General features: G+C 71.8%; 16 protein-coding genes. 8 read left to right on the top strand and 8 right to left on the bottom strand.

The features are described 5' to 3' along the window. Positions 1–42 precede the first annotated feature (42 nt). The 8 genes from AC1HIL_RS11345 (at position 43) to AC1HIL_RS11310 (ending at position 9,112) form a co-directional block, all read left to right on the top strand. Complete coding sequence (locus AC1HIL_RS11345; protein WP_261210021.1) at positions 43–1,071, top strand: branched-chain amino acid ABC transporter permease; 1,029 nt, start codon at positions 43–45, stop codon at positions 1,069–1,071. Further along, entirely contained in the window at positions 1,068–2,981 is a 1,914-nt protein-coding gene (locus AC1HIL_RS11340; protein ID WP_479671829.1) for a branched-chain amino acid ABC transporter ATP-binding protein/permease, read from the top strand. Before AC1HIL_RS11345 ends, AC1HIL_RS11340 begins: the two co-directional genes overlap by 4 nt. Further along, complete coding sequence (locus AC1HIL_RS11335) at positions 2,978–3,718, top strand: ABC transporter ATP-binding protein (RefSeq protein WP_261210016.1); 741 nt, start codon at positions 2,978–2,980, stop codon at positions 3,716–3,718. Before AC1HIL_RS11340 ends, AC1HIL_RS11335 begins: the two co-directional genes overlap by 4 nt. 61 nt (positions 3,719–3,779) lie before the next feature. After that, complete coding sequence (paaZ, locus tag AC1HIL_RS11330; protein ID WP_479671828.1) at positions 3,780–5,843, top strand: phenylacetic acid degradation bifunctional protein PaaZ; 2,064 nt, start codon at positions 3,780–3,782, stop codon at positions 5,841–5,843. After that, positions 5,843–6,601, top strand: a complete 759-nt coding sequence (locus tag AC1HIL_RS11325; protein WP_422097854.1) for an SDR family NAD(P)-dependent oxidoreductase — start codon at positions 5,843–5,845, stop codon at positions 6,599–6,601. Before paaZ ends, AC1HIL_RS11325 begins: the two co-directional genes overlap by 1 nt. A 35-nt stretch (positions 6,602–6,636) precedes the next feature. Then, on the top strand, positions 6,637–7,200 hold the full coding sequence (locus AC1HIL_RS11320) for a methyltransferase family protein (protein ID WP_422097855.1): 564 nt from the start codon (positions 6,637–6,639) through the stop codon (positions 7,198–7,200). A 126-nt stretch (positions 7,201–7,326) separates the two neighbouring features. Beyond that, positions 7,327–8,247, top strand: coding sequence for a c-type cytochrome (locus AC1HIL_RS11315; protein ID WP_479671827.1), 921 nt, complete (start codon positions 7,327–7,329; stop codon positions 8,245–8,247). A gap of 64 nt (positions 8,248–8,311) precedes the next feature. Then, positions 8,312–9,112: a CPBP family intramembrane glutamic endopeptidase gene (locus AC1HIL_RS11310; protein WP_261210007.1), complete on the top strand. Its 801-nt coding sequence runs from the start codon at positions 8,312–8,314 to the stop codon at positions 9,110–9,112. 1 nt (position 9,113) lies between these two features. Here the strand turns inward: AC1HIL_RS11310 and AC1HIL_RS11305 are convergent, their stop codons facing one another. The 8 genes from AC1HIL_RS11305 to AC1HIL_RS11270 all read right to left on the bottom strand — a co-directional run bounded on the left by AC1HIL_RS11305 (position 9,114) and on the right by AC1HIL_RS11270 (position 18,756). Beyond that, complete coding sequence (locus AC1HIL_RS11305) at positions 9,114–9,728, bottom strand: flavin reductase family protein (RefSeq protein ID WP_422097857.1); 615 nt, start codon at positions 9,726–9,728, stop codon at positions 9,114–9,116. 58 nt (positions 9,729–9,786) lie between these two features. Then, entirely contained in the window at positions 9,787–11,352 is a 1,566-nt protein-coding gene (locus AC1HIL_RS11300) for a TerC family protein (protein WP_422098230.1), read from the bottom strand. Positions 11,353–11,622: 270 nt separating this feature from the next. Further along, positions 11,623–12,267, bottom strand: a complete 645-nt coding sequence (locus AC1HIL_RS11295) for a hypothetical protein (protein WP_479671826.1) — start codon at positions 12,265–12,267, stop codon at positions 11,623–11,625. 4 nt (positions 12,268–12,271) lie between these two features. After that, complete coding sequence (locus AC1HIL_RS11290) at positions 12,272–13,867, bottom strand: vWA domain-containing protein (RefSeq protein ID WP_479671825.1); 1,596 nt, start codon at positions 13,865–13,867, stop codon at positions 12,272–12,274. Further along, positions 13,864–15,129, bottom strand: a complete 1,266-nt coding sequence (locus AC1HIL_RS11285) for a toxic anion resistance protein (RefSeq protein ID WP_413764299.1) — start codon at positions 15,127–15,129, stop codon at positions 13,864–13,866. Before AC1HIL_RS11285 ends, AC1HIL_RS11290 begins: the two co-directional genes overlap by 4 nt. Before the next feature lie 13 nt (positions 15,130–15,142). Continuing rightward, positions 15,143–16,267 carry a hypothetical protein gene (locus tag AC1HIL_RS11280; protein ID WP_479671824.1) on the bottom strand — a complete coding sequence of 375 codons (1,125 nt, stop codon included), beginning with the start codon at positions 16,265–16,267 and terminating at the stop codon, positions 15,143–15,145. Positions 16,268–16,372: 105 nt separating this feature from the next. Beyond that, positions 16,373–17,848: an N-acyl-D-amino-acid deacylase family protein gene (locus AC1HIL_RS11275; protein ID WP_479671823.1), complete on the bottom strand. Its 1,476-nt coding sequence runs from the start codon at positions 17,846–17,848 to the stop codon at positions 16,373–16,375. Next, positions 17,845–18,756 (bottom strand): MurR/RpiR family transcriptional regulator, encoded by a 912-nt coding sequence (locus tag AC1HIL_RS11270; protein WP_093351801.1) that lies wholly within the window; start codon positions 18,754–18,756, stop codon positions 17,845–17,847. Before AC1HIL_RS11270 ends, AC1HIL_RS11275 begins: the two co-directional genes overlap by 4 nt. Between the last annotated feature and the right edge of the window lie 10 nt (positions 18,757–18,766).

Raw genomic sequence — 18,766 nt, 5'->3', positions numbered from 1 at the left:
GTTTTCTTTCGCCCCCAGGTTTTCTGAAGGAAAGTTGGTCGTATGGATTTGCAGATCGCCCTGCTGCTCGGGCAGGACGGCATCGTGAACGGCGCGGTCTACGGACTGATGGCGCTCGCGCTGGTGCTGGTGTTTTCGGTCACGCGCGTGATCTTCATCCCGCAGGGCGAGTTCGTCGCCTTCGGCGCGCTCTCGATGGCCGCGCTGCAGGGCGGCCGCGCGCCGTCCACGCTGTGGCTGCTGCTGGCGCTGGCGGTGGTCGTGCTGGCGGTCGAGGCCTGGCGCTGGAAACGCGGCGCCACGGTCGACTGGCGCTCGGCGCTCACCTGGTGCGTGGCCTTCCCCGCGGTCGCCGCCGCGCTGGTGCTGGTGCTCAAGCCCACCTCGCTGGCCGCGCAGGCGCTCACCGTGCTGGTGCTGATCGCGCCGCTGGGCCCGCTGCTCTACCGCCTCGCCTACCGCCCGCTGGCCGATGCCAGCGTGCTGATGCTCCTGATCGTCTCGGTCGCGCTGCACGGCGTGCTGGTCGGCCTGGGGCTCTTCTTCTTCGGCGCCGAGGGCTCGCGCACCAGCGCGTTCTCCGAGCTGCGCCTCGACCTCGGCGGCATTCCCGTCAGCGGCCAGTCGCTGGTGGTGGTCGGCGTCACGCTGGTGCTGGTGATCGCGATGTTCTGGTTCTTCGGCCGCTCGATGATCGGCAAGGCGCTGCGCGCCACCGCCATCAACCGCGTGGGCGCGCGCCTGTCGGGCATTCCCACCGAGCTCTCGGGCGACCTGAGCTTCGCGCTGGCGGCCGTCATCGGCGCCATCTCGGGCCTCTTGATCGCGCCGATCACCACGGTCTACTACGACACCGGCTTCCTGATCGGCCTCAAGGGCTTCGTGGCCGCCATCGTCGGCGGCCTCGCGAGCTATCCGCTGGCGCTCGCGGGCGCGCTCCTGGTGGGCCTGCTCGAGGCCTTCTCCTCCTTCTGGGCCAGTGCATACAAGGAAGTGCTGGTCTTCACTTTGATCATCCCGGTGCTGTGGTGGCGTTCGCTGCGCAGCCATCACGTGGAGGACGAGGAATGAACCCGTCTTCATCGACCCCTGTGACTTCTTCCGCCAACGCCGTGCCCGAGGGCCGACCGCTGGTCACGCCGCGCGTGCTCACGCTCGTCTTCATCGTCGCGCTCGCGCTGGCCTGGGGCTGGCTGCCGCCCTTCACCGTCACCGTGCTCAGCAACATCGGCCTCTACGCGCTGGTGGCCGTGGGCCTGGTGCTGCTGACCGGCGTCGGCGGCATGACCTCCTTCGGCCAGGCCGCCTTCGTCGGCATGGGTGCCTATGCCACGGCCTGGATCTGCACCTCGCCGACCGCGGCCGGCTGGCTCGGCGGCCTCGCGGGTTCCGCGCTGGTGCCCTGGCTCGGCCTGCTGCTCGGGCTGGTGCTGACCTTCGCGCTGGCCTGGGCACTCGGCGCGGTCACGCTCAAGCTCTCGGGCCACTACCTGCCGCTGTGCACCATCGCCTGGGGCCTGAGCCTGTACTTCCTGCTCGGCAACATGGAGTTCCTCGGCGGCCAGACCGGCATCACCGGCATTCCGCCACTGGTGGTGGCGGGCGTCTCGTTCGCCACGCCGCGCATGCTCGGCGTGGTGATCTGGGCCGTGCTGCTGCTCGCGCTGTGGGCCATGCACAACCTGCTCGACTCGCGCGAGGGCCGCGCCATCCGCGCGCTCAAGGGCGGCCGGCTGATGGCCGAGTCGATGGGCGTGGACACCGCGCGCCACCGCATCAAGCTGTTCGTGCTGGCCGCGCTGCTGGCCGCGATCTCGGGCTGGCTCTATGCGCACATGCAGCGCTTCGTGAACCCCACGCCCTTCAACCTCAACATCGGCATCGAGATGCTGTTCATGGCGGTGGTCGGCGGCGCGGGCCATCTCTGGGGCGCGGTGCTCGGCGCCACGCTGATCACGCTGCTGAAGGAAAAGCTGCAGGACATCCTGCCCGCGCTGCTGGGCACCAGCGGCAACTTCGAGGTGGTGGTGTTCGGCCTCCTGATGCTGTTCGTGCTGCAGCGCTTCGCCGACGGCCTGTGGCCCACGCTGGCGCGGCTCACGCGCCGCTGGGTGCGCGAGCTGCCGCGCGCCGCCGGCGCCGGCCCGGCCGTCTCGAGCACCGAGCAGCTCGCGCAGCGCGCGCTGCCGGCCGCGGGCAGCCTGCTGCTGCAGGCCGACGGCGTGAGCAAGCGCTTCGGCGGGCTGGTCGCCAACAACGACATCTCGATGACCCTGAAGGCCGGCGAGGTGCACGCGCTGATCGGCCCCAACGGCGCCGGCAAGAGCACCTTCTTCAACATGATCTCGGGCGTGGACGATCCCACCACCGGCGAGGTGCGGCTGGTCGGCCAGCCGATGTCGGGCAAGCCCTCGCGCGCCTTCGCCGCGCTGGGCCTGGGCCGCACCTTCCAGCACGTGCGCCTGCTCGGCCAGCGCAGCGTGATCGAGAACGTGGCGCTCGGCGCCCACCTGCGCGCCAAACGCGGCTGGGTCTCGGCGATGCTGCGGCTGGACCGCGCGGAGGAAGCCGCGCTGATGGCCGAGGCACGGCGCCAGATCGAGCGCTGCGGCCTCGGCGCGCATGCCGACACGCCCGCGGCCTCGCTCTCGCTGGGCCAGCAGCGCGTGGTCGAGATCGCGCGCGCGCTCGCGGGCCAGCCCTCGGTGCTGCTGCTCGACGAGCCCGCGGCCGGCCTGCGCCACCTCGAGAAGCGCGCGCTGTCCGAACTGCTCGGCCAGCTGCGCGCCGAAGGCCTCGGCATCCTGGTGGTGGAACACGACATGGAGTTCGTGATGAACCTCGCCGACCGCATCACCGTGCTCGAGTTCGGCACCGTGATCGCCACCGGCTCGCCCGCCGAAGTGCAGGCCAACCCGCGCGTGCTCGAGGCCTACCTCGGCGGCGCCGACGACGAACTGCTCGAGGACGCATCGCGATGAGCCAACCCCTGCTTCAACTCGACGGCTTCTGCGTCGCCTACCGCGAGGTGGAGGCGGTGCACAGCGTGCGCCTGCACGTGAACGAAGGCGAGATCGTCACCGTGATCGGCCCGAACGGCGCCGGCAAGACCACGCTGCTGTGCGCGGCGATGGGCCTCTTGCCCTCCACCGGCAGCCTGTCGCTGCACGGCGAGCGCATCGCGCGCCCCGGCGTCGAGGCCATGGTCGCGCGCGGCGTGGCGCTGGTGCCAGAGCGGCGCGAGCTGTTCGGCGAGATGTCGGTGGAAGACAACCTGCTGCTCGGCGGCTTCTACCAGTGGCGCAAGGGCAAGCGCGACCAGCGCGCGCGCATGGACGAGATCTTCGAGATCTTCCCGCGCCTGAAGGAGCGCCGGCCGCAGATGGCCTCCACGCTCTCGGGCGGCGAACGCCAGATGCTGGCGATCGGCCGCGCGCTGATGGCGCGCCCGCGCCTGCTGATGCTCGACGAGCCCTCGCTGGGCCTCGCGCCGCTGGTGGTGCGCGAGGTGCTGCGCGTGGTGGCGCAGCTGCGCAAGCACGGCGTGTCGGTGCTGCTGGTGGAGCAGAACGCGCGTGCCGCGCTGCAGGTGGCCGACCGCGCCTACGTGCTCGAGATGGGCGCCGTGGCGCTCGAGGGCCCGGCGCGCGAGCTGCTGCACGACCAGCGGATCATCGACACCTACCTGGGCATCGGCAAGAAGGACGACGCCCACTGACGAATGTCTCCCTCCCCCGCAGGGGAAGGCCCAACACAGAGAGAGCAAAGGACCCAGCACCATGAGCACCACCCTCCAAAGCTACATCGCCGGCCGCTGGATCGGCCGCGAGGCCGCGCAGTCGCTGCGCAGCGCCGTCAACGGCCAGGCCATCGCCAGCACGCACGCCGAGGCGATCGACTTCGCCGAGGCGCTGGCCCATGCGCGCCGCGTCGGCATCCCGGCGTTGATGGCGCTCGACTTCCAGCAGCGCGCCGAACGCCTCAAGGCACTGGCCAAGTACATCGCCGCCAACAAGGAAACGCTCTACGCGGTCTCGGCCCACACCGGCGCGACGCGCGCCGACGGCTGGGTCGACATCGAGGGCGGCGCCGGCACGCTCGCGGCCTACGCGGGCATCGGCAGCAACGAGCTGCCCTCGGGCAACCTGGTGCACGAGGGCCCGGCCTTCCCGCTCGGCAAGAAGGGCGGCTTCGCGGGCACCCACATCCTGGTGCCGCGCGGCGGCGTGGCGGTGCACATCAACGCCTTCAACTTCCCGGTCTGGGGCCTGCTCGAGAAGTTCGCGCCCAGCTTCCTCGCGGGCATGCCCTGCATCGGCAAGCCGGCCACCGCCACCAGCTACCTCACCGAGGCGGTGGTGCGGCTGATCGTGCAGTCGGGCATCCTGCCCGAGGGCAGCCTGCAGCTGGTCATCGGCGGCACGGGCGACCTGCTCGACCGCCTCGAAGGGCCCGACGTCGTGACCTTCACCGGCTCGGCCGACACCGCCGCCAGGCTGCGCGTGCATCCGAACCTGGTGCGCCAGTCGATCCCGTTCAACGCCGAGGCCGATTCGCTCAACTGCGCGATCCTCGCGCCCGACGTCACGCCCGACGACGAGGAGTTCGACCTGTTCGTAAAGGAGGTGGCGCGCGAGATGACGGTGAAGGCCGGCCAGAAGTGCACCGCCATCCGCCGCGCCATCGTGCCGCGCCAGCACCTCGACGCCGTGGCCGAGCGCCTGCGCGCGCGGCTGGCCAAGACGGTGGTGGGCGATCCCTCGCGCGAGGACGTGCGCATGGGCGCGCTGGCCTCGCATGCGCAGCAGGCCGACGTGGCCGAGCGCGTGGCCGAGCTGCGCAAGGGCGCCGAGCTGGTGTACGGCGGCGGCGACGGCTTCTCGCCCGTGGGCGAGGGCACGGCCGAGGGCGCCTTCTTCGCGCCCACGCTGCTGCTGAGCCGCAAGCCGCTCGAGCACGATGCGGTGCACGACATCGAGGCCTTCGGCCCGGTCAGCACGCTGATGCCCTACGAGGGCATCGACGAGGCGCTGGCGCTGGCCGCGCGCGGCCGCGGCAGCCTGGTCGGCACGCTGGTCACGCGCGATCCCGCGACCGCCGCCAAGGCGATCCCCGTTGCTGCGGCCTGGCACGGCCGGCTGCTGGTGCTCGACCGCGAGGCCGCGGCCGAATCGACCGGCCACGGCTCGCCGCTGCCGCCGCTCAAGCACGGCGGCCCGGGGCGCGCCGGCGGCGGCGAGGAGCTCGGCGGCCTGCGCGCCGTCAAGCACTACCTGCAGCGCGCCGCGCTGCAGGGCTCGCCCACCATGCTGGCGGCCGTCACCGGCGAGCACGTGCGCGGCGCCAAGGTGCGCGAGACCGAGGTGCATCCGTTCCGCAGCCACTTCGAGGACCTGCGCATCGGCGACTCGCTGCTGACGCACCGCCGCACCGTGAGCGAGGCCGACATCGTGGCCTTCGGCGGCCTATCGGGCGACTACTTCTACATGCACTTCGACGAGATCGCGGCCAAGGAGTCGCCGTTCGGCAAGCGCATCGCGCACGGCTACTTCGTGCTGTCGGCGGCCGCGGGCCTGTTCGTCTCGCCCGCGCCGGGCCCGGTGCTGGCCAACTACGGCCTCGACACGCTGCGCTTCGTCAAGCCCGTGGGCATCGGCGACACCATCCGCGCGCGCCTGACCTGCAAGCGCAAGATCGACCGCAACCGCAAGGACGCCAACGGCCAGGGCCAGGGCGTGGTGGCCTGGGACGTCGAGGTGACGAACCAGGACGGCGAGCTGGTCGCGAGCTACGACATCCTGACGCTGGTCGCGAAGAAGCCGGTGCCGGCGGCGGCGGCCTGATGTTCGACCTCGGCGGCAAGGTCGCGCTGGTCACCGGCGGCAACGGCGGCCTGGGCCTCGGCATGGCCCAGGGCCTGGCGCGGGCCGGCGCGCGCGTGGCGATCGCCGCGCGCAACCCCGAGAAATCGGCCGCCGCGGTCGAGACGCTGAAGGCGCTCGGCAGCGACAGCTTCGCGGTCGCCATCGACGTGGCCGACGAGGCCTCGGTGCGGCAGGCGGTCGACGCCGTGGCCGCGCGCTGCGGCCGGCTCGACATCCTGGTCAACAACGCCGGCACCACCGTGCGCAAGCCGGTCGACCAGCTCACGCTGGACGAGTGGAACCTCGTGCTCCAGACCAACCTCACCAGCGCCTTCCTCGTGAGCCGCGCGGCGCATCCGCACATGCAGCGCGCGGGCGGCGGCAAGATCGTCAACGTCGGCTCGATGATGTCGATCTTCGGCGCCGCCTACTCGCCCGCCTATGCCGCGAGCAAGGCCGGCGTGGTGCAGCTCACCAAGTCGACCGCGCTCTCGTGGGCGGCCGACAACATCCAGGTCAACGCGATCCTGCCGGGCTGGTTCCAGACCGAGATGACCGACGGCGCGCGCGCCCAGGTCGCGGGCCTCTACGAGCGCGTGGTCGCGCGCACGGCGGCGGGCCGCTGGGGCCGGCCGGCCGACATCGCGGGCACGGCCGTGTTCCTCGCGAGCCCCGCGGCCGACTACGTGACCGGTGTGGCGATCCCGGTGGACGGCGGCTACTCGACGATGGGCTGAGGGCGCCGGCGGCCCGGCGTGTAGATTCGGGCCCCATGCCTTTCGCCTGGATCCAGATCGCCCTCTTCGTCGCCGTCTCGGCCGCGCTGCTGTACGTCTCGCGCGGCGCGCTGCGCCGGCGCGGCTCGCACGGCTTCTACCGCTTCTTCGCCTGGGAGTGCATGCTGGCGCTGATCCTGCTGAACCTGCCCGTGTGGCACGTGGATCCGCTGGCGCCGCACCAGCTCGCATCGTGGCTGCTGCTGGCGCTGTCGGCCTGGCTGCCGGTGCATGCCTGGCGCCGGCTGCGGGCCGCGGTGCGGCCCGGCGCGGCACGCGACGACGATGCCGCGCTGCTCGGCTTCGAGAAGACCGACTCGCTGGTCACCGACGGCGCCTTCCGCTACATCCGCCATCCGATGTACACCGCGCTGATGCTGCTGGCCTGGGGCGCCTGCCTCAAGGACATCGGCGGCCCCGGCCTCGCGCTGGCGCTCGCGGCCACCGTGCTGCTGGTGCTGACGGCGCTCAGCGACGAACGCGAATGCATCGCGCATTTCGGCGACGCCTACCGCGCCTACATGCGCGGCACCAGGCGCTTCGTGCCCTTCCTGCTCTGACGGCGCGGCCGGCGCGGCGCCGGGCATAGGCAATCCGGCCAATGCCCAGCCGCGGTGCTTTCTCCTATCGTTCGGGCTTGAAGGGCGCGCGCGGATCCGCCGCCGCCATCGATCCCACGATTCCCCATGACCGAGAAAAACAACACCGCCCGCTGGCTGCGCCGCGGCGTGCTCGCGCTGCTGGCGCTGGCCCTGCTCGCCGCGGCCGCGCTGTCCGGCGCCGTGCTGATGGCGCACCACAAGATGGAACGCCGCGTCGACGTCGACGTGAAGCCGGTGGCCCTGCGCCCGCGCGGCGACACCGCGGCGCTCGAGCGCGGGCGCTACCTCTATGCCTCGCGCGGCTGCGTCGACTGCCACGGCGCCGACGGCGGCGGGCGTCTCTTCATCGACGCGCCGAACGGCCTGCGCGTGGCCGGGCCGCAGATCGCGCCCGGCGCCGCGAACGCGACCGCCGCCTACCGGCCCGAGGACTGGGTGCGCGCGATCCGGCACGGCGTCGATCCGGCCGGCCGGCCGCTGATGATCATGCCGAGCGAGGACTACAACCGCTTCACCGACGAGGACCTCGCCGCGCTGGTGGCCCACATCCGCGCCCTGCCGCCGGTGCAGGGCACGCCCGCCGTGGTCGAGCTGCCGCTGCCGGTGCGCGCGCTCTACGGCTTCGGCCTGATCCAGGACGCGGCCGCCAGGATCGACCACCGGCTGCCGCCCGCGCTGCCGGTGGCCGAGGGCGTGAGCGTGGCGCATGGCGCCTATGTGGCGAACATGTGCCTGGGCTGCCATGGTCCGCAGCTCGCGGGCGGCAAGGTCCCGGGCGGCCCGCCCGACTGGCCCGCGGCCTCGCGGCTCGCGCCCGGCGAGGATTCGGCGCTGGCGCGCTATCCCGACGCCGAGTCGATGATCCGGCTCTTCCGCAGCGGCCTGCGCCCCGACGGCACGCCGGTGCGCGTGATGCCCTTCGAGTCGCTGCGCGAGATCAGCGACACCGACATGCGCGCGCTGTACCTGTTCCTGCGGCAGCTGCCGCCGCCGCGCAAAGGCTGAACGCGCCGGTCAGGCGGGCCTGGCCGGGCGCGGCTAACATGCGCGCCACCGCCCCGCCCGCGCCATGCCCTCCCCCCAACGCCCGGCCTTCCCCTCGGCGACGCAGGCCGTCCTGCTGTACCTCGCCCTGTTCCTGTGCGAGCTGCTCGTGGGCGCCGTGCTGCGCGATGCCAACCGGGTGTTCGGCCTGAGCACGATGCAGATCGGCGTGCTGTCGGCCGTGCTGGGCAACGGGCTGGTGTTCGCGGTCGTGATGCAGCAGCAGAAGCTGGGCTGGCGCGCGCTGTTCCATCCCTCGCGTGCCTCGATGCGCGCCACGCTGATGCTGGTGGTGCCGCCCGCGCTGCTGCTGGTGCCGGCGCTGATGCTGGCGATCACCTGCGCGATCAACCTGCTGACGCTGGCACTGCCGCTGTCGGCCTGGGAGGAGGCGATGTTCAGCCGCATGGCCGACGGCAGCGTGGCGGCGGTGCTCGCGGTCTGCGTGATGGCGCCGCTGCTCGAGGAGATGCTGTTCCGCGGCATCGTGCTGCGCGGCTTCCTGCAGCGCTACGGGCGCTGGCAGGCGATCCTGATGTCGGCGCTGCTGTTCGGCGCGGCCCACATGAACATCTACCAGTTCGTGGTCGGCGTCGCCATGGGCACGGTGCTGGGCTGGCTCTACGAGCGCACGCGCTCGCTGATCCCCTGCATCGCGCTGCACGCGGCCTACAACTGCACCACGCTGCTGGTGGCCGGCTGGCTCGAGGACGCCTCGCCCGCCGGCGTGCTGAGCTTCGTGCTGCTCGCGGGCGCGGCCGCGCTGTGCGGCGGGGTGGTGCTGCGGCAGCTGCTGGTGGCCTCGGGCCGGACCAGCGAGGGCTGATTCAGCGCCCGGCCTGCGCCAGCGGCTTCGCGTCCACCGCCTCGCCATCGACGATGAAGTGCCCGCCCGCCACGTGGTGCAGCGTGCGCAGTTCGTCGTGGCCCTCGAAGTGCCAGCGGCCGTTCGAGAACACGCGCGCATCGGCCTGGGCCGCGATCACCTCGCCGAGGAACAGGTCGTAGCGCTGCTGGATCGGCGGCTCGGGCAGCAGCCGGCATTCGAGCCAGGCCGCGCAGCCCTCGAGCAGGGGCGCCTCGGTGGCGCTGCCCGCGAAGCTGTGCAGCCCGTAGGCCTCGAACTTGTCGCGGCCGTCGCGTTCGACCAGCTCGCGGCCCGAGCTGCTGCCCAGCGCCTCGGTCAGGTCGAGCTGCGCGCGCACCGGCACCTGCAGCGCGAAGCTGCCCGCGCCCTCGAGCAGCACGCGGGTCCAGGTGCTCTTGTCGAGCACCACCGCCACCTTGGGCGGATCGAAGTCCAGCGGCATGGCCCAGGCCGCCGCCATGATGTTGCGCCGGCCCGCGTGGGCCGCGCTCACCAGCACCGTGGGGCCGTGGTTGAGCAGGCGGTAGGCCTTGGCGAGGGGAACGGGCTGGCGGTGGGAGGCGTTGGAGGTCATGCGCGAAGCGGGTCGGGAAGCGGGGGCGCCAGCCTACCAAAGCGGCGCCCCGCGCGCTTCAGGCCTCGGGCGGCACCACGGGCACGCGCCGCACCGCCACCTCGCGGATGCGCTGCGCATCCACGCCGGTGACGACGAACTCCCAGCCGTCGTGCACCCAGGTGGCCTCGGCCGCGGGCAGGCCGCCGAAGCGGTCGAGCAGCAGTCCCGCCACCGAGGTGTAGCTGTCGTCCTCGCTCGCCAGGCCGTCGGTCTGCAGCGCCTGTTCGAGCAGGTGCGGGTCGGCGCTGCCGGCCACGGTCCAGGCTTCGGGGCCGGTCTGCTGGATCTCGAGCGACTCGTCCTCGTCGGGGAACTCGCCCGCGATCGCCTCCAGCACGTCGATCGGCGTGACCACGCCGGTCAGCGTGCCGTGCTCGTCGGCCACCAGCGCGAGCTGGCCGCGCGCGCCGCGCAGGGTATCGATCAGGCGGATCACGCGCGTCGACTCGGCCACGTAGATCGGCGCGCGCAGGCCATGGCCCTCGTCGATGCGGCCGTGGCGCAGCAGCTGGCCCAGCAGGTCCTTGGCGCGCGCCACGCCCACCACCTGGTCGAGCGAGCCGCGGCACACCGGGAACAGGCCGTGCGGGGTGTCGAGCAACTGCTCGCGCAGCGCCTCGGGATCGTCGTCGAGGTCGACCCAGGAGACATCGGCGCGCGGCGTCATCACCGAGCGCACGTTGCGCTCGGCCAGCGAGAGCACGCCGCTGACCATGTTGCGTTCCTCGATGCCGAAGGCGGGTTCGTCCACGGGCGCATCGGCATCGGCCGCGGCGGCGCCCACCGGCACCGGTTCGCCGCGCGTGCGGCCGCCGAGCAGGCGGATCACCGACTCGGCCGTGCGCTCGCGCAGCGGCCGGCGCGCCTCGTGGCGCAGCTCGTTGCGGCGCGCCCACTGGTTGAGCGCCTCGATCAGCACCGAGAAGCCGATCGCGCCGTAGAGGTAGCCCTTGGGAATGTGGAAGCCCAGGCCCTCGGCCACCAGGCTCAGGCCGATCATCAGCAGGAAGCTCAGGCACAGCACCACCACCGTGGGATGGGCGTTGACGAAGCGCGTCAGCGGCTTCGAGGCCCACAGCATGATCGCGATCGAGATGATCACCGCGGCCATCATCACCGGCAGGTGGTCGACCATGCCGACGGCCGTGATCACCGCGTCGAGCGAGAACACGGCGTCGAGCACCACGATCTGCGCCACCACCACGCCGAAGCTCGCATAGGCGGCGGTGCCGGTCACGGCATGGGTCACGCCCTCGATGCGCTCGTGCAGCTCGGCCGTGGCCTTGAACAGCAGGAACAGGCCGCCCAGCAGCAGGATCAGGTCGCGGCCCGAGAAGCCCTGGCCGAACAGGCTGAACAGCGGCGTGGTCAGCGTCACCAGCCACGAGACGATGGACAGCAGCCCCAGGCGCATCAGCAGCGCCAGGCTCAGGCCGATGAGCCGCGCGCGGTCGCGCTGGTGCGGCGGCAGCTTCTCCGCGAGGATCGCGATGAAGATCAGGTTGTCGATGCCCAGCACGATCTCGAGCACGACGAGCGTGAGGAGACCGATCCAGACGGCGGGGTCGGACAGCAGTTCAATCATGGAAGGCGGTGCGCGAGCGCATGCGGCCCGGCATGGCGCGAACCATGGCGGGCGATGAAGAGGGGATGGGGGAAGGAGACGGGGCCGGCGGACGCGGCGGAGGCCGTGTCAGGGGCGGGGACAGCACGCGCGGAAAACGGCGGCGGGGAGCAAGGCGGCTGGCGCAGGCCAGCAACGGACTGGGAGGCTCGGAGGAGGTTGTCACCCGCGCAGTCTACCGAAGCGCTCGCACGGCCCCACGTTTGCAAGGGCTTTGCCGGGGGCGCCTCAGCCTTCGAGGAAGTCGGGCTGCCTGAACTTCTTCTCGAGGAACCGGCCGTTGGCCACCAGCGCCGCGGCATCGCTCGCCGCCAGGTTGGCGACCACCTCGCGCAGCTTGGCATCGAGCAGGCCGAGCTGCTCGCCGAGCAGCTGGCGCGCGGTCTTGCCGTCCTTCAGCGGCTGCGTGACGCGAAAGGCCGGCGGCAGCGCCACGTAGTTGGCCAGGGTCTCGGGCAGGTAGCGCAACACGGTCTCGCGCACGGTGAACAGGTCGTCGCCGCCCGCGCCGACGTCCATCAACTGCGGCAGCACCTCGACCACCAGGCCGCGCACGCTCTCGAGGCTGTGCCGCATGTCCTCGGTGAGGTGCGGCGAGGCGCGCGCGACCACCTCGTCGAGCCGCCGCAGCGTCTCCTCCAGGCTCAGGCTGTCCTCGATGCGGCGCTCGAGCTCGGGCGCGCGCCGGCCCAGCAGCCAGCCGACGACGTAGAGGCCGGCGGTGATGGCGAGCCAGCCGCGGTCGATGACGCCCGCGAACAGCAGCGCCGGACCGGCCAGCGCGAGCGCGCAGCCGAGGATGTTGCCGTTGCCGTAGAGGAACAGCAGCGCGCGCAGCTTCAGCGAACGCCGCGCCACGCCAGGCCTTTGCACAGGGTCACTGGTAGCCCCGGATTTCCTTGAACACCTGCGCCAGCACCAGCCGGCGCCCGTCGAACTCGCGCCCGCCCGAGGCCTTCGCGAGCGCCCGCATCTCGGCCACGTTGCCCTCGCCGAACAGGATCGGGAAGATGCGCGCCGGCAGCCCGCTCGCATAGCGCGCCTGGAACTCCTCGGGCTTCAGGCCCGCGTTGTTCTGGCCGTCGGTCAGCAGCACGATGCTCACGAAGCGATCGGGATCGCTGCGCTGCTCCTCGCGCGCGAGGTCCTCGGCCACGGCCAGCGCGGAATAGATGGCGGTGCCGCCATCGGCCTGCATCGCGTCGGCCTGGCGGCGCAACTCCTCGCGCGCGGCGCCGATGCGCTCGGGCTCGAAGCGCACCCACACCGGCTCCGACACGCGCGTGGCGAACGGAACCAGCACCACCCGCTCGCGGCTCTGGAACGCGCTGTAGCGCACGCTCGCCGCGGCGCCGGCCTCCGCCCCCGACAGCCGCTTGAGCGCCTCGCGCATGGCTTCCAGGCGCTGCCCCTGCATCGAGCCGCTGAGGTCGAGCACGAAGATCGAGGTGGAGGGCTTGCGCCAGCGCGCCTGGTAGGTGCCGAGCACGGCGTCGATCACCTCGAGCCGGTTCGGAAAGGACAGCTCCGACACCGCCGCCGTGGGCAGCGCGCTCGCGGCCTGCACCTCGGGATTGGCCGGGCGCAGGAAGGCGGCCGACAGCGCGTCGCGCTGGAACGCGGCCCCCTTCCAGGCCGCCACCAGCCGGTTGTAGGGCTCGCGCCGTGCCTCGTCGAGCAGCATCAGCGGATAGTCGGCCGAGATCATGCCGTCGCGCGGATAGATCGGCAGCAGCCGGTCGGCCGCGGGCAGCCGCTCGTTGAGGCGCAGGATCACGGCCTCGTAGTTGACCATCGCGTCGATGGACGCGGGATCCGCCAGGTAGGCATCGGCCAGCCAGCCCGAGCTGCCGGCCGTGAGCTTCTGGCCCGAGAGGAAGGCCTTGAGCGTCTTCTCGTCCACGTCCTGCGCCGCCAGGTCCTCGGTCTTGCCCGCGAGTGCCGAGGCGACCGCGAACAGCGCGCTCATGCCGGTGTTGGAGCTGGTCGCGTTGGTCATGCCGTAGCGCAGCTGGCCCGTGCTGGCGGCCCGCGCGATGTCGGCCCAGCCGGGCGCGCGCTTGTCCCAGCCGAGCCGCGCGGCCTTGGCGGCCTTCACCCCGAGCGCGATGCGCGAGTAGAAGAGCTTCTCGCGCGCCACCGCCGGCTTGGCGAGCGCCAGCGCGGGATAGGCGCCGTTGGGCGGCAGGATCGCATCGAAGCGCTCGCCGGCATTCACGCGCTCCACGATGTCCAGCGTGCCCGCGTACGACAGCTGCAGTTCCACCCCGGCGGCGCGCGCGGCCTCGACCAGCGGCGCCTCGAGGTCCTTGAGTTCGGAGCCCGCGAGAACGGTGAAGGCCGTCGATGGCGGACTGACCTGCGGCGCGGCGGCGGTGGGCGTGGCCGCCTCGTCGCGGCCGCAGCCGGCCAGCCCGAGCGCCAGCGCCAGCAGCGCACCGAGCGCGAAGCGCCGTGCCGGCGCCAGGCTCACAGCACGACCCCGCTGCCCGCCGACGGCTCGCGCAGCGCGACGGCCGAGGTCTCGCGGCGCGCGCGGTCGAGGTAGCCGCGGCTGCGCGCCACCTCGTCGCTCAGCGTGTCGACCGTGGTCTGCATCGAGTCGAGCGCCTTGAGCTTGAAGTCGGCGATCGCGTCCATGGTCTGGTAGATGTTGGCGAAGGCCTGCTGCAGCTTGGCGATCTCGATCGTGCCCGAGGCCGCCTGCTGGTGGATCTGGCCGGTCTGCTCGCGCAGCAGCTCGCTGGTGGTCGCGATCAGGTTGCCGGTGGTGGCATTGAGCGCGCCGATCTGGTCGAGCACCAGCTTCTGGTTGGCCAGCGCCTGCGCCACGATCACCGCGGTGCGCAGCGCCGACACCGTGGTGGTGGTGGCGCGGTCCACGCCCTTGGTCAGCTCGAGGTTGTTCTTGCGGATCATGTCGAGCGCCAGGTAGCCCTGGATGTTGACCGCGAGCTGCGTCAGCAGGTCGGTGACCTTCTGGCGCGCGTAGAACAGCATCTCCTCGCGCACAACGCGCGCCTTCTCGGGATCGGTGGCGTCGAACTCGCGCGCCTTGGCGTCGAGGCGCGCGTCGAGCGCCTTGCCGATGTGCACGTACTTCTCGAGCCGCTCCATCAGCGTCCAGAGGTTGACCTTCTCCTGCTCGATGGCCGCGTTGTCGCGCAGCAGCTCGTCCTTGCCGCGCTTGAGCGATTCGATGATGGCGTCGAGGTGCGACTGCGAGGACTGGTAGCGCTCGAAGTAGGCGACCAGCTTGTTGCCCAGCGGGATCAGGCCCAGCAGCTTGCGCGCCGAGAACAGGTCGCCCTGCTTCGAGGGATCGAGGTCCTCGACCTGGTGGCGCAGGTCGATCAGCGACTGGCCGATCTGCGAGCCCTGGCCGAACAGGCCGTTGCGCAGCGAGCCCACCGGGCGTTCGAGCATGCGGTTGGAGACCGAGGCCGAGGCCTCGATCTCCTTGCTGCCCATCGAGTGGATGCGCGCCACCGCCTCCTTGAACTGCGGATGCTGGCTGTCGTGCGCCGTGATGTCGTCGATGAAGCGATCGACCTGCGCATCGAGCTCGCCGACCTCCTCGGGCTTGAGCCGCACCCGCCCGCTGGCGGATTCGACCGGCACCGGCGCGACGGGCGCGGGTGGCTCGAGCACGAAGGACTGCGGCGGCTGCAGCACGTCGGGCGCGGCAACGGCGACCGCCGTGGCGGGAGCGGACTCGGGACGGGAAGTGTTCATGGGTTCCTCGGGTTCACTTGAAGCGGCCTTCGATGGCGGTGGTCATGCGTTCGAGCCATTCGAAGCTGGGCGGGTCGATCACGTCGACCAGCACGTCGGGCACCTTGACGCCGCGTCCGGCCCAGTTCTCCGGCCCCTTGGCATCGCCACCGGTGCGAAAGCCGTATTCGTGCGCGAGCTCGCGCAGCGTGGGATCGTTCTCCAGCGCCGCGCCCAGGCGCGCGCCGCCCGGCGTGTAGGGCACCAGCACGTGCTTCGAATAGACCGTGGGCCGCGGATAGAGCAGCACCATGTCGCCGCGCAGCCGGTCGGGATGCTTGAGCCAGAACTCCACCAGCTGCGATTCGTAGGCCACCAGCAGCGGCGCCTTGCCCATGCCGAGCGCGAGGTAGTCCTCGAACGGGCCGGCCGAGGACTGCTCCTGGAAGCCCTGCCGAAGGAACAGCGGCGCCACCGTCGGCAGCACGCGGTCCACGTCCTGCTGGCTCTGCACGATCTGCTGGCCGTTCGCGAGATAGCTCGCCAGCGCCAGGTACATCGCCGCCGAATTGGAGGTGCGCACGTCGGTCGAATTGATCAGCAGCGACTTGCTGGTGGAGAACGCGGCGCTGGCCTTGAGCTCCTTCCAGCGCGTGCCCTTCTCGATCATTGCCATCAGCCTGGGCAGGTCGACCACGTAGTAGAAGTCGCCCTGCTTCTCGGCCACGCCGTTGGCGATCAGGATCTCGGCGATCGGCCGCCAGCTCGCGAGCACGATCGGCGTGTAGAAGGGGTTGTACACATTGGGCGCCTTCGCCAGCTCCTTGAGCCGCTGCGCGGCCGGCGCGCCCGAGGGAAAGCCGAAGTCGAACCTGCCGGCGTCGTAGCGCTCGGCGATGGTGCGCGAGCCGGCCTTCTCCACCGTGACCGTGATGCCCTGCGCGGCCAGCGCCTGCTGCACGCGCTCGTCGGCGAAGAACGATTCCTTTTCGGAACCGATCAGCCCGCGCAGCGCCACATGGCGCGCCTGCTCGATCCGCGCGGCGTTGCCGGCCGCCGTGTCGTCGCGCACGCGCTGGTTCGAATACCAGACGCCGCCCGCGACCGCGGCCAGCAGGACCACGGCCAGCGCCGGCGCGATCAGTTTGCGGATTTCCAACGGTGCTGCTCCTCGGCCCCTTCATCGGGGTTCGAGGAACATCCTAGCCACGCAATATGACGGTTCGTGACAGTCCGATGACAGCGGCGCGGCGCGCCGCCGCGCTCAGGTCCCGCGCGTCAGCATGCGCCCCGCGCGCGCCAGCACGCGCGCCTCGTCCACCGTCGCGCCGCCGCGGTAGGCCAGCACGCCGTTCACGAACACGCGCTCGATGCCCAGGCTCAGCCCCTTGGGCCGGTCGTAGGTGGCGGTGTCGGCGATGGTCTCGGGATCGAACACCACCACGTCGGCCATGTGGCCCGCGCGCAGCAGGCCGCGCTCGGCGATGCGCAGGTTGCGCGCGCTCATGCCGGTCATCTTGTGCACCGCCTGCTCGAGCGTGAACAGCCGGCGCTGGCGCCAGTAGCGCGCGAACACGCGCGGGAACGCGCCCCACAGCCGCGGATGCGGATGGCGGTCGTGCGGCAGGCCGTCGCTGCCGATCATGGTCAGCGGATGCGCGATCACGCGCTCCACGTCATCTTCATGCATCTGGAAGTAGCAGGCACCGCCGGGCTTCAGCCGCAGGCAGGCCGCCTGCTCGCTCACGCCCCATTCGCGCGCGATGTCCGACACCAGCCGGCCGGTCATCTCGGGATGCGGGTCGGACCAGGTCAGCAGCACGTCGATCACGCCGTCGACCAGGTCCTCGCGCAGCACGGTGGAACCAGCGACGTAGGGATAGACGTCCATCGCGATCTTCTGGCGCTGCGCGAGCGACTCGATCAGCGGCAGCGTCTCCCTGGTGCGGCCCCAGTTCGCGGGCCCGGCGCACTTGTGGTGCGAGATCACCAGCGGCACGCCGGCGGCGAAGGCCGAGTCGCCGGCCTCGTGCAGCGCCTCGACGATCTGCTGCATCTCGCTGCGCAGGTGGGTGGCGTAGACGCCGCCATGGCGCGCCACCACGCGCGCGAGCGCGGTCACCTCCTCGGCGGGCGCGGCGAAGGCTTCTTCATAGAACAGGCCCGAGGACATGCCGTGCGCGCCCTCTTCCATGCAGGCCTCGAGCAGCGCCGCCATGCGCGCGAGCTCGTCGGCGCTGGCGGGCCGGTCGAGCGCCTCCATGGCCGCGAAGCGCAGGGTGGTGTGGCCCACCAGCGCGGCCACGTTGAGCGCGGGCTGCGTGGCGTCGACCGCGGCGCGGTACTCGGCCATGCTCGCGTGGCGGAACGAGTCGGCGCCCAGCAGCGTGAGCGGCGGCTTGGACTGCGGCGTGCGGTAGGGCGCGAGCGAGATGCCGCAGTTGCCCGTGACCACGGTGGTGATGCCCTGCGACACCTTGGGCAGGCACAGCGGGTCGCGCAGCACGATCGCGTCGTCGTGCGTATGGGCGTCGATGAAGCCCGGCGCGATCACCTTGGCGCGGCAGTCGACGACCTCGACATCGGCCAGCTCGAGGCCTTCGGGCAGGCGCGCGCGCAGGCCCTCGCCGAGCGCGAGGATGCGGTCGCCGTGCAGCAGCACGTCGCCGGGCCACGAGGGGCCGCCCGAGCCGTCGACCACGAGGCCGGCCTCGAGCAGCACGGCTTGGGGAGCGCTCACGACCGGTGTCCTTTCTCGTTGATGCCGCCGCCGTCCCAGCTCTGCAGCGGGTGCGTGGTGGCGTCGATGCCGTGGCGCTGGAAGGCTTCGCGCGCGCGCTGCAGGCGCTGCACCGCCGGCTCGCCGCGCCGCTGCGCGACCAGCACCGTGAGGATCTCGATCGCCGTGAGGTGCGTCAGGTAGGCATCGATGCCCACGTGCATCACGGCGTCGTCGGGCACCGAGAGCCCGAGCAGGAAATCGGCCTTGGCCGCGAGCGCGGTGCCGGGCCGCGTGAGCGCGACCACCTTGGCGCCCTGCCCGCGCGCGATGTCGACCGCGTCGAGCAGCGAGGGCATGCCGCCCACGTGCGAGATCGCGATCACCACGCCGCCCGGGCGCTGCGCGGCGCCGGCCACCTGCTGCAGGTGGTAGTCGGCCCAGGCATTGGCCGACAGGCCGAGCCGGAACAACCGCGCCTGCAGGTCGTTGGCCATGAACCACGAGGTGGCGCCGGCGCCGTAGAGGTCGACGTGCGGCGCGGCCGCGATGGCCGAGACGGCGCCGTCGAGCACCTGCATGTCGAGCTGGCCGCGCACGCCCGAGACCGAGGCGGCCGCGCTGCGCGCGATCTTTGACACCACCTCGTCGGCGGCGTCCTCGATGTTGACGCGGCGGTGCAGCGGCGAGCCGCCGAGCGCGAGCTCCTGCGCCAGCGCGAGCTTGAACTCGCGCAGGCCCGCGAAGCCGAGGTCGCGGCAGGTGCGCATGATGGTCGGCACCGAGCTGCCGGAGCGCTCGGCCAGCGATTCGAAGCTCTCCTCGAGCACCCGGTCGGGGTCCTCGAGGATCAGGTCGAGGATCGCGCGCCGCGTGGCGGGTGCGCCCTCGCGGGTCTGCGCGATCTTCTGGAGCAGCGAGGGAGTCATCGGCCGCGCG

This window comes from Variovorax sp. ISS6, from assembly GCF_056523145.1.
The sequence above is the reverse complement of the archived record's forward strand: the minus strand, read 5'-3'. Positions and strand labels throughout refer to the sequence as shown.

Coding starts and splice junctions, on each gene's coding strand:
- AC1HIL_RS11345 (WP_261210021.1), top strand. CDS start 43: ATGGATTTGCAGATCGCCCTGCTGCTCGGGCAGGACGGCATCGTGAAC.
- AC1HIL_RS11340 (WP_479671829.1), top strand. CDS start 1,068: ATGAACCCGTCTTCATCGACCCCTGTGACTTCTTCCGCCAACGCCGTG.
- AC1HIL_RS11335 (WP_261210016.1), top strand. CDS start 2,978: ATGAGCCAACCCCTGCTTCAACTCGACGGCTTCTGCGTCGCCTACCGC.
- paaZ (WP_479671828.1), top strand. CDS start 3,780: ATGAGCACCACCCTCCAAAGCTACATCGCCGGCCGCTGGATCGGCCGC.
- AC1HIL_RS11325 (WP_422097854.1), top strand. CDS start 5,843: ATGTTCGACCTCGGCGGCAAGGTCGCGCTGGTCACCGGCGGCAACGGC.
- AC1HIL_RS11320 (WP_422097855.1), top strand. CDS start 6,637: ATGCCTTTCGCCTGGATCCAGATCGCCCTCTTCGTCGCCGTCTCGGCC.
- AC1HIL_RS11315 (WP_479671827.1), top strand. CDS start 7,327: ATGACCGAGAAAAACAACACCGCCCGCTGGCTGCGCCGCGGCGTGCTC.
- AC1HIL_RS11310 (WP_261210007.1), top strand. CDS start 8,312: ATGCCCTCCCCCCAACGCCCGGCCTTCCCCTCGGCGACGCAGGCCGTC.
- AC1HIL_RS11305 (WP_422097857.1), bottom strand. CDS start 9,728: ATGACCTCCAACGCCTCCCACCGCCAGCCCGTTCCCCTCGCCAAGGCC.
- AC1HIL_RS11285 (WP_413764299.1), bottom strand. CDS start 15,129: ATGAACACTTCCCGTCCCGAGTCCGCTCCCGCCACGGCGGTCGCCGTT.
- AC1HIL_RS11270 (WP_093351801.1), bottom strand. CDS start 18,756: ATGACTCCCTCGCTGCTCCAGAAGATCGCGCAGACCCGCGAGGGCGCA.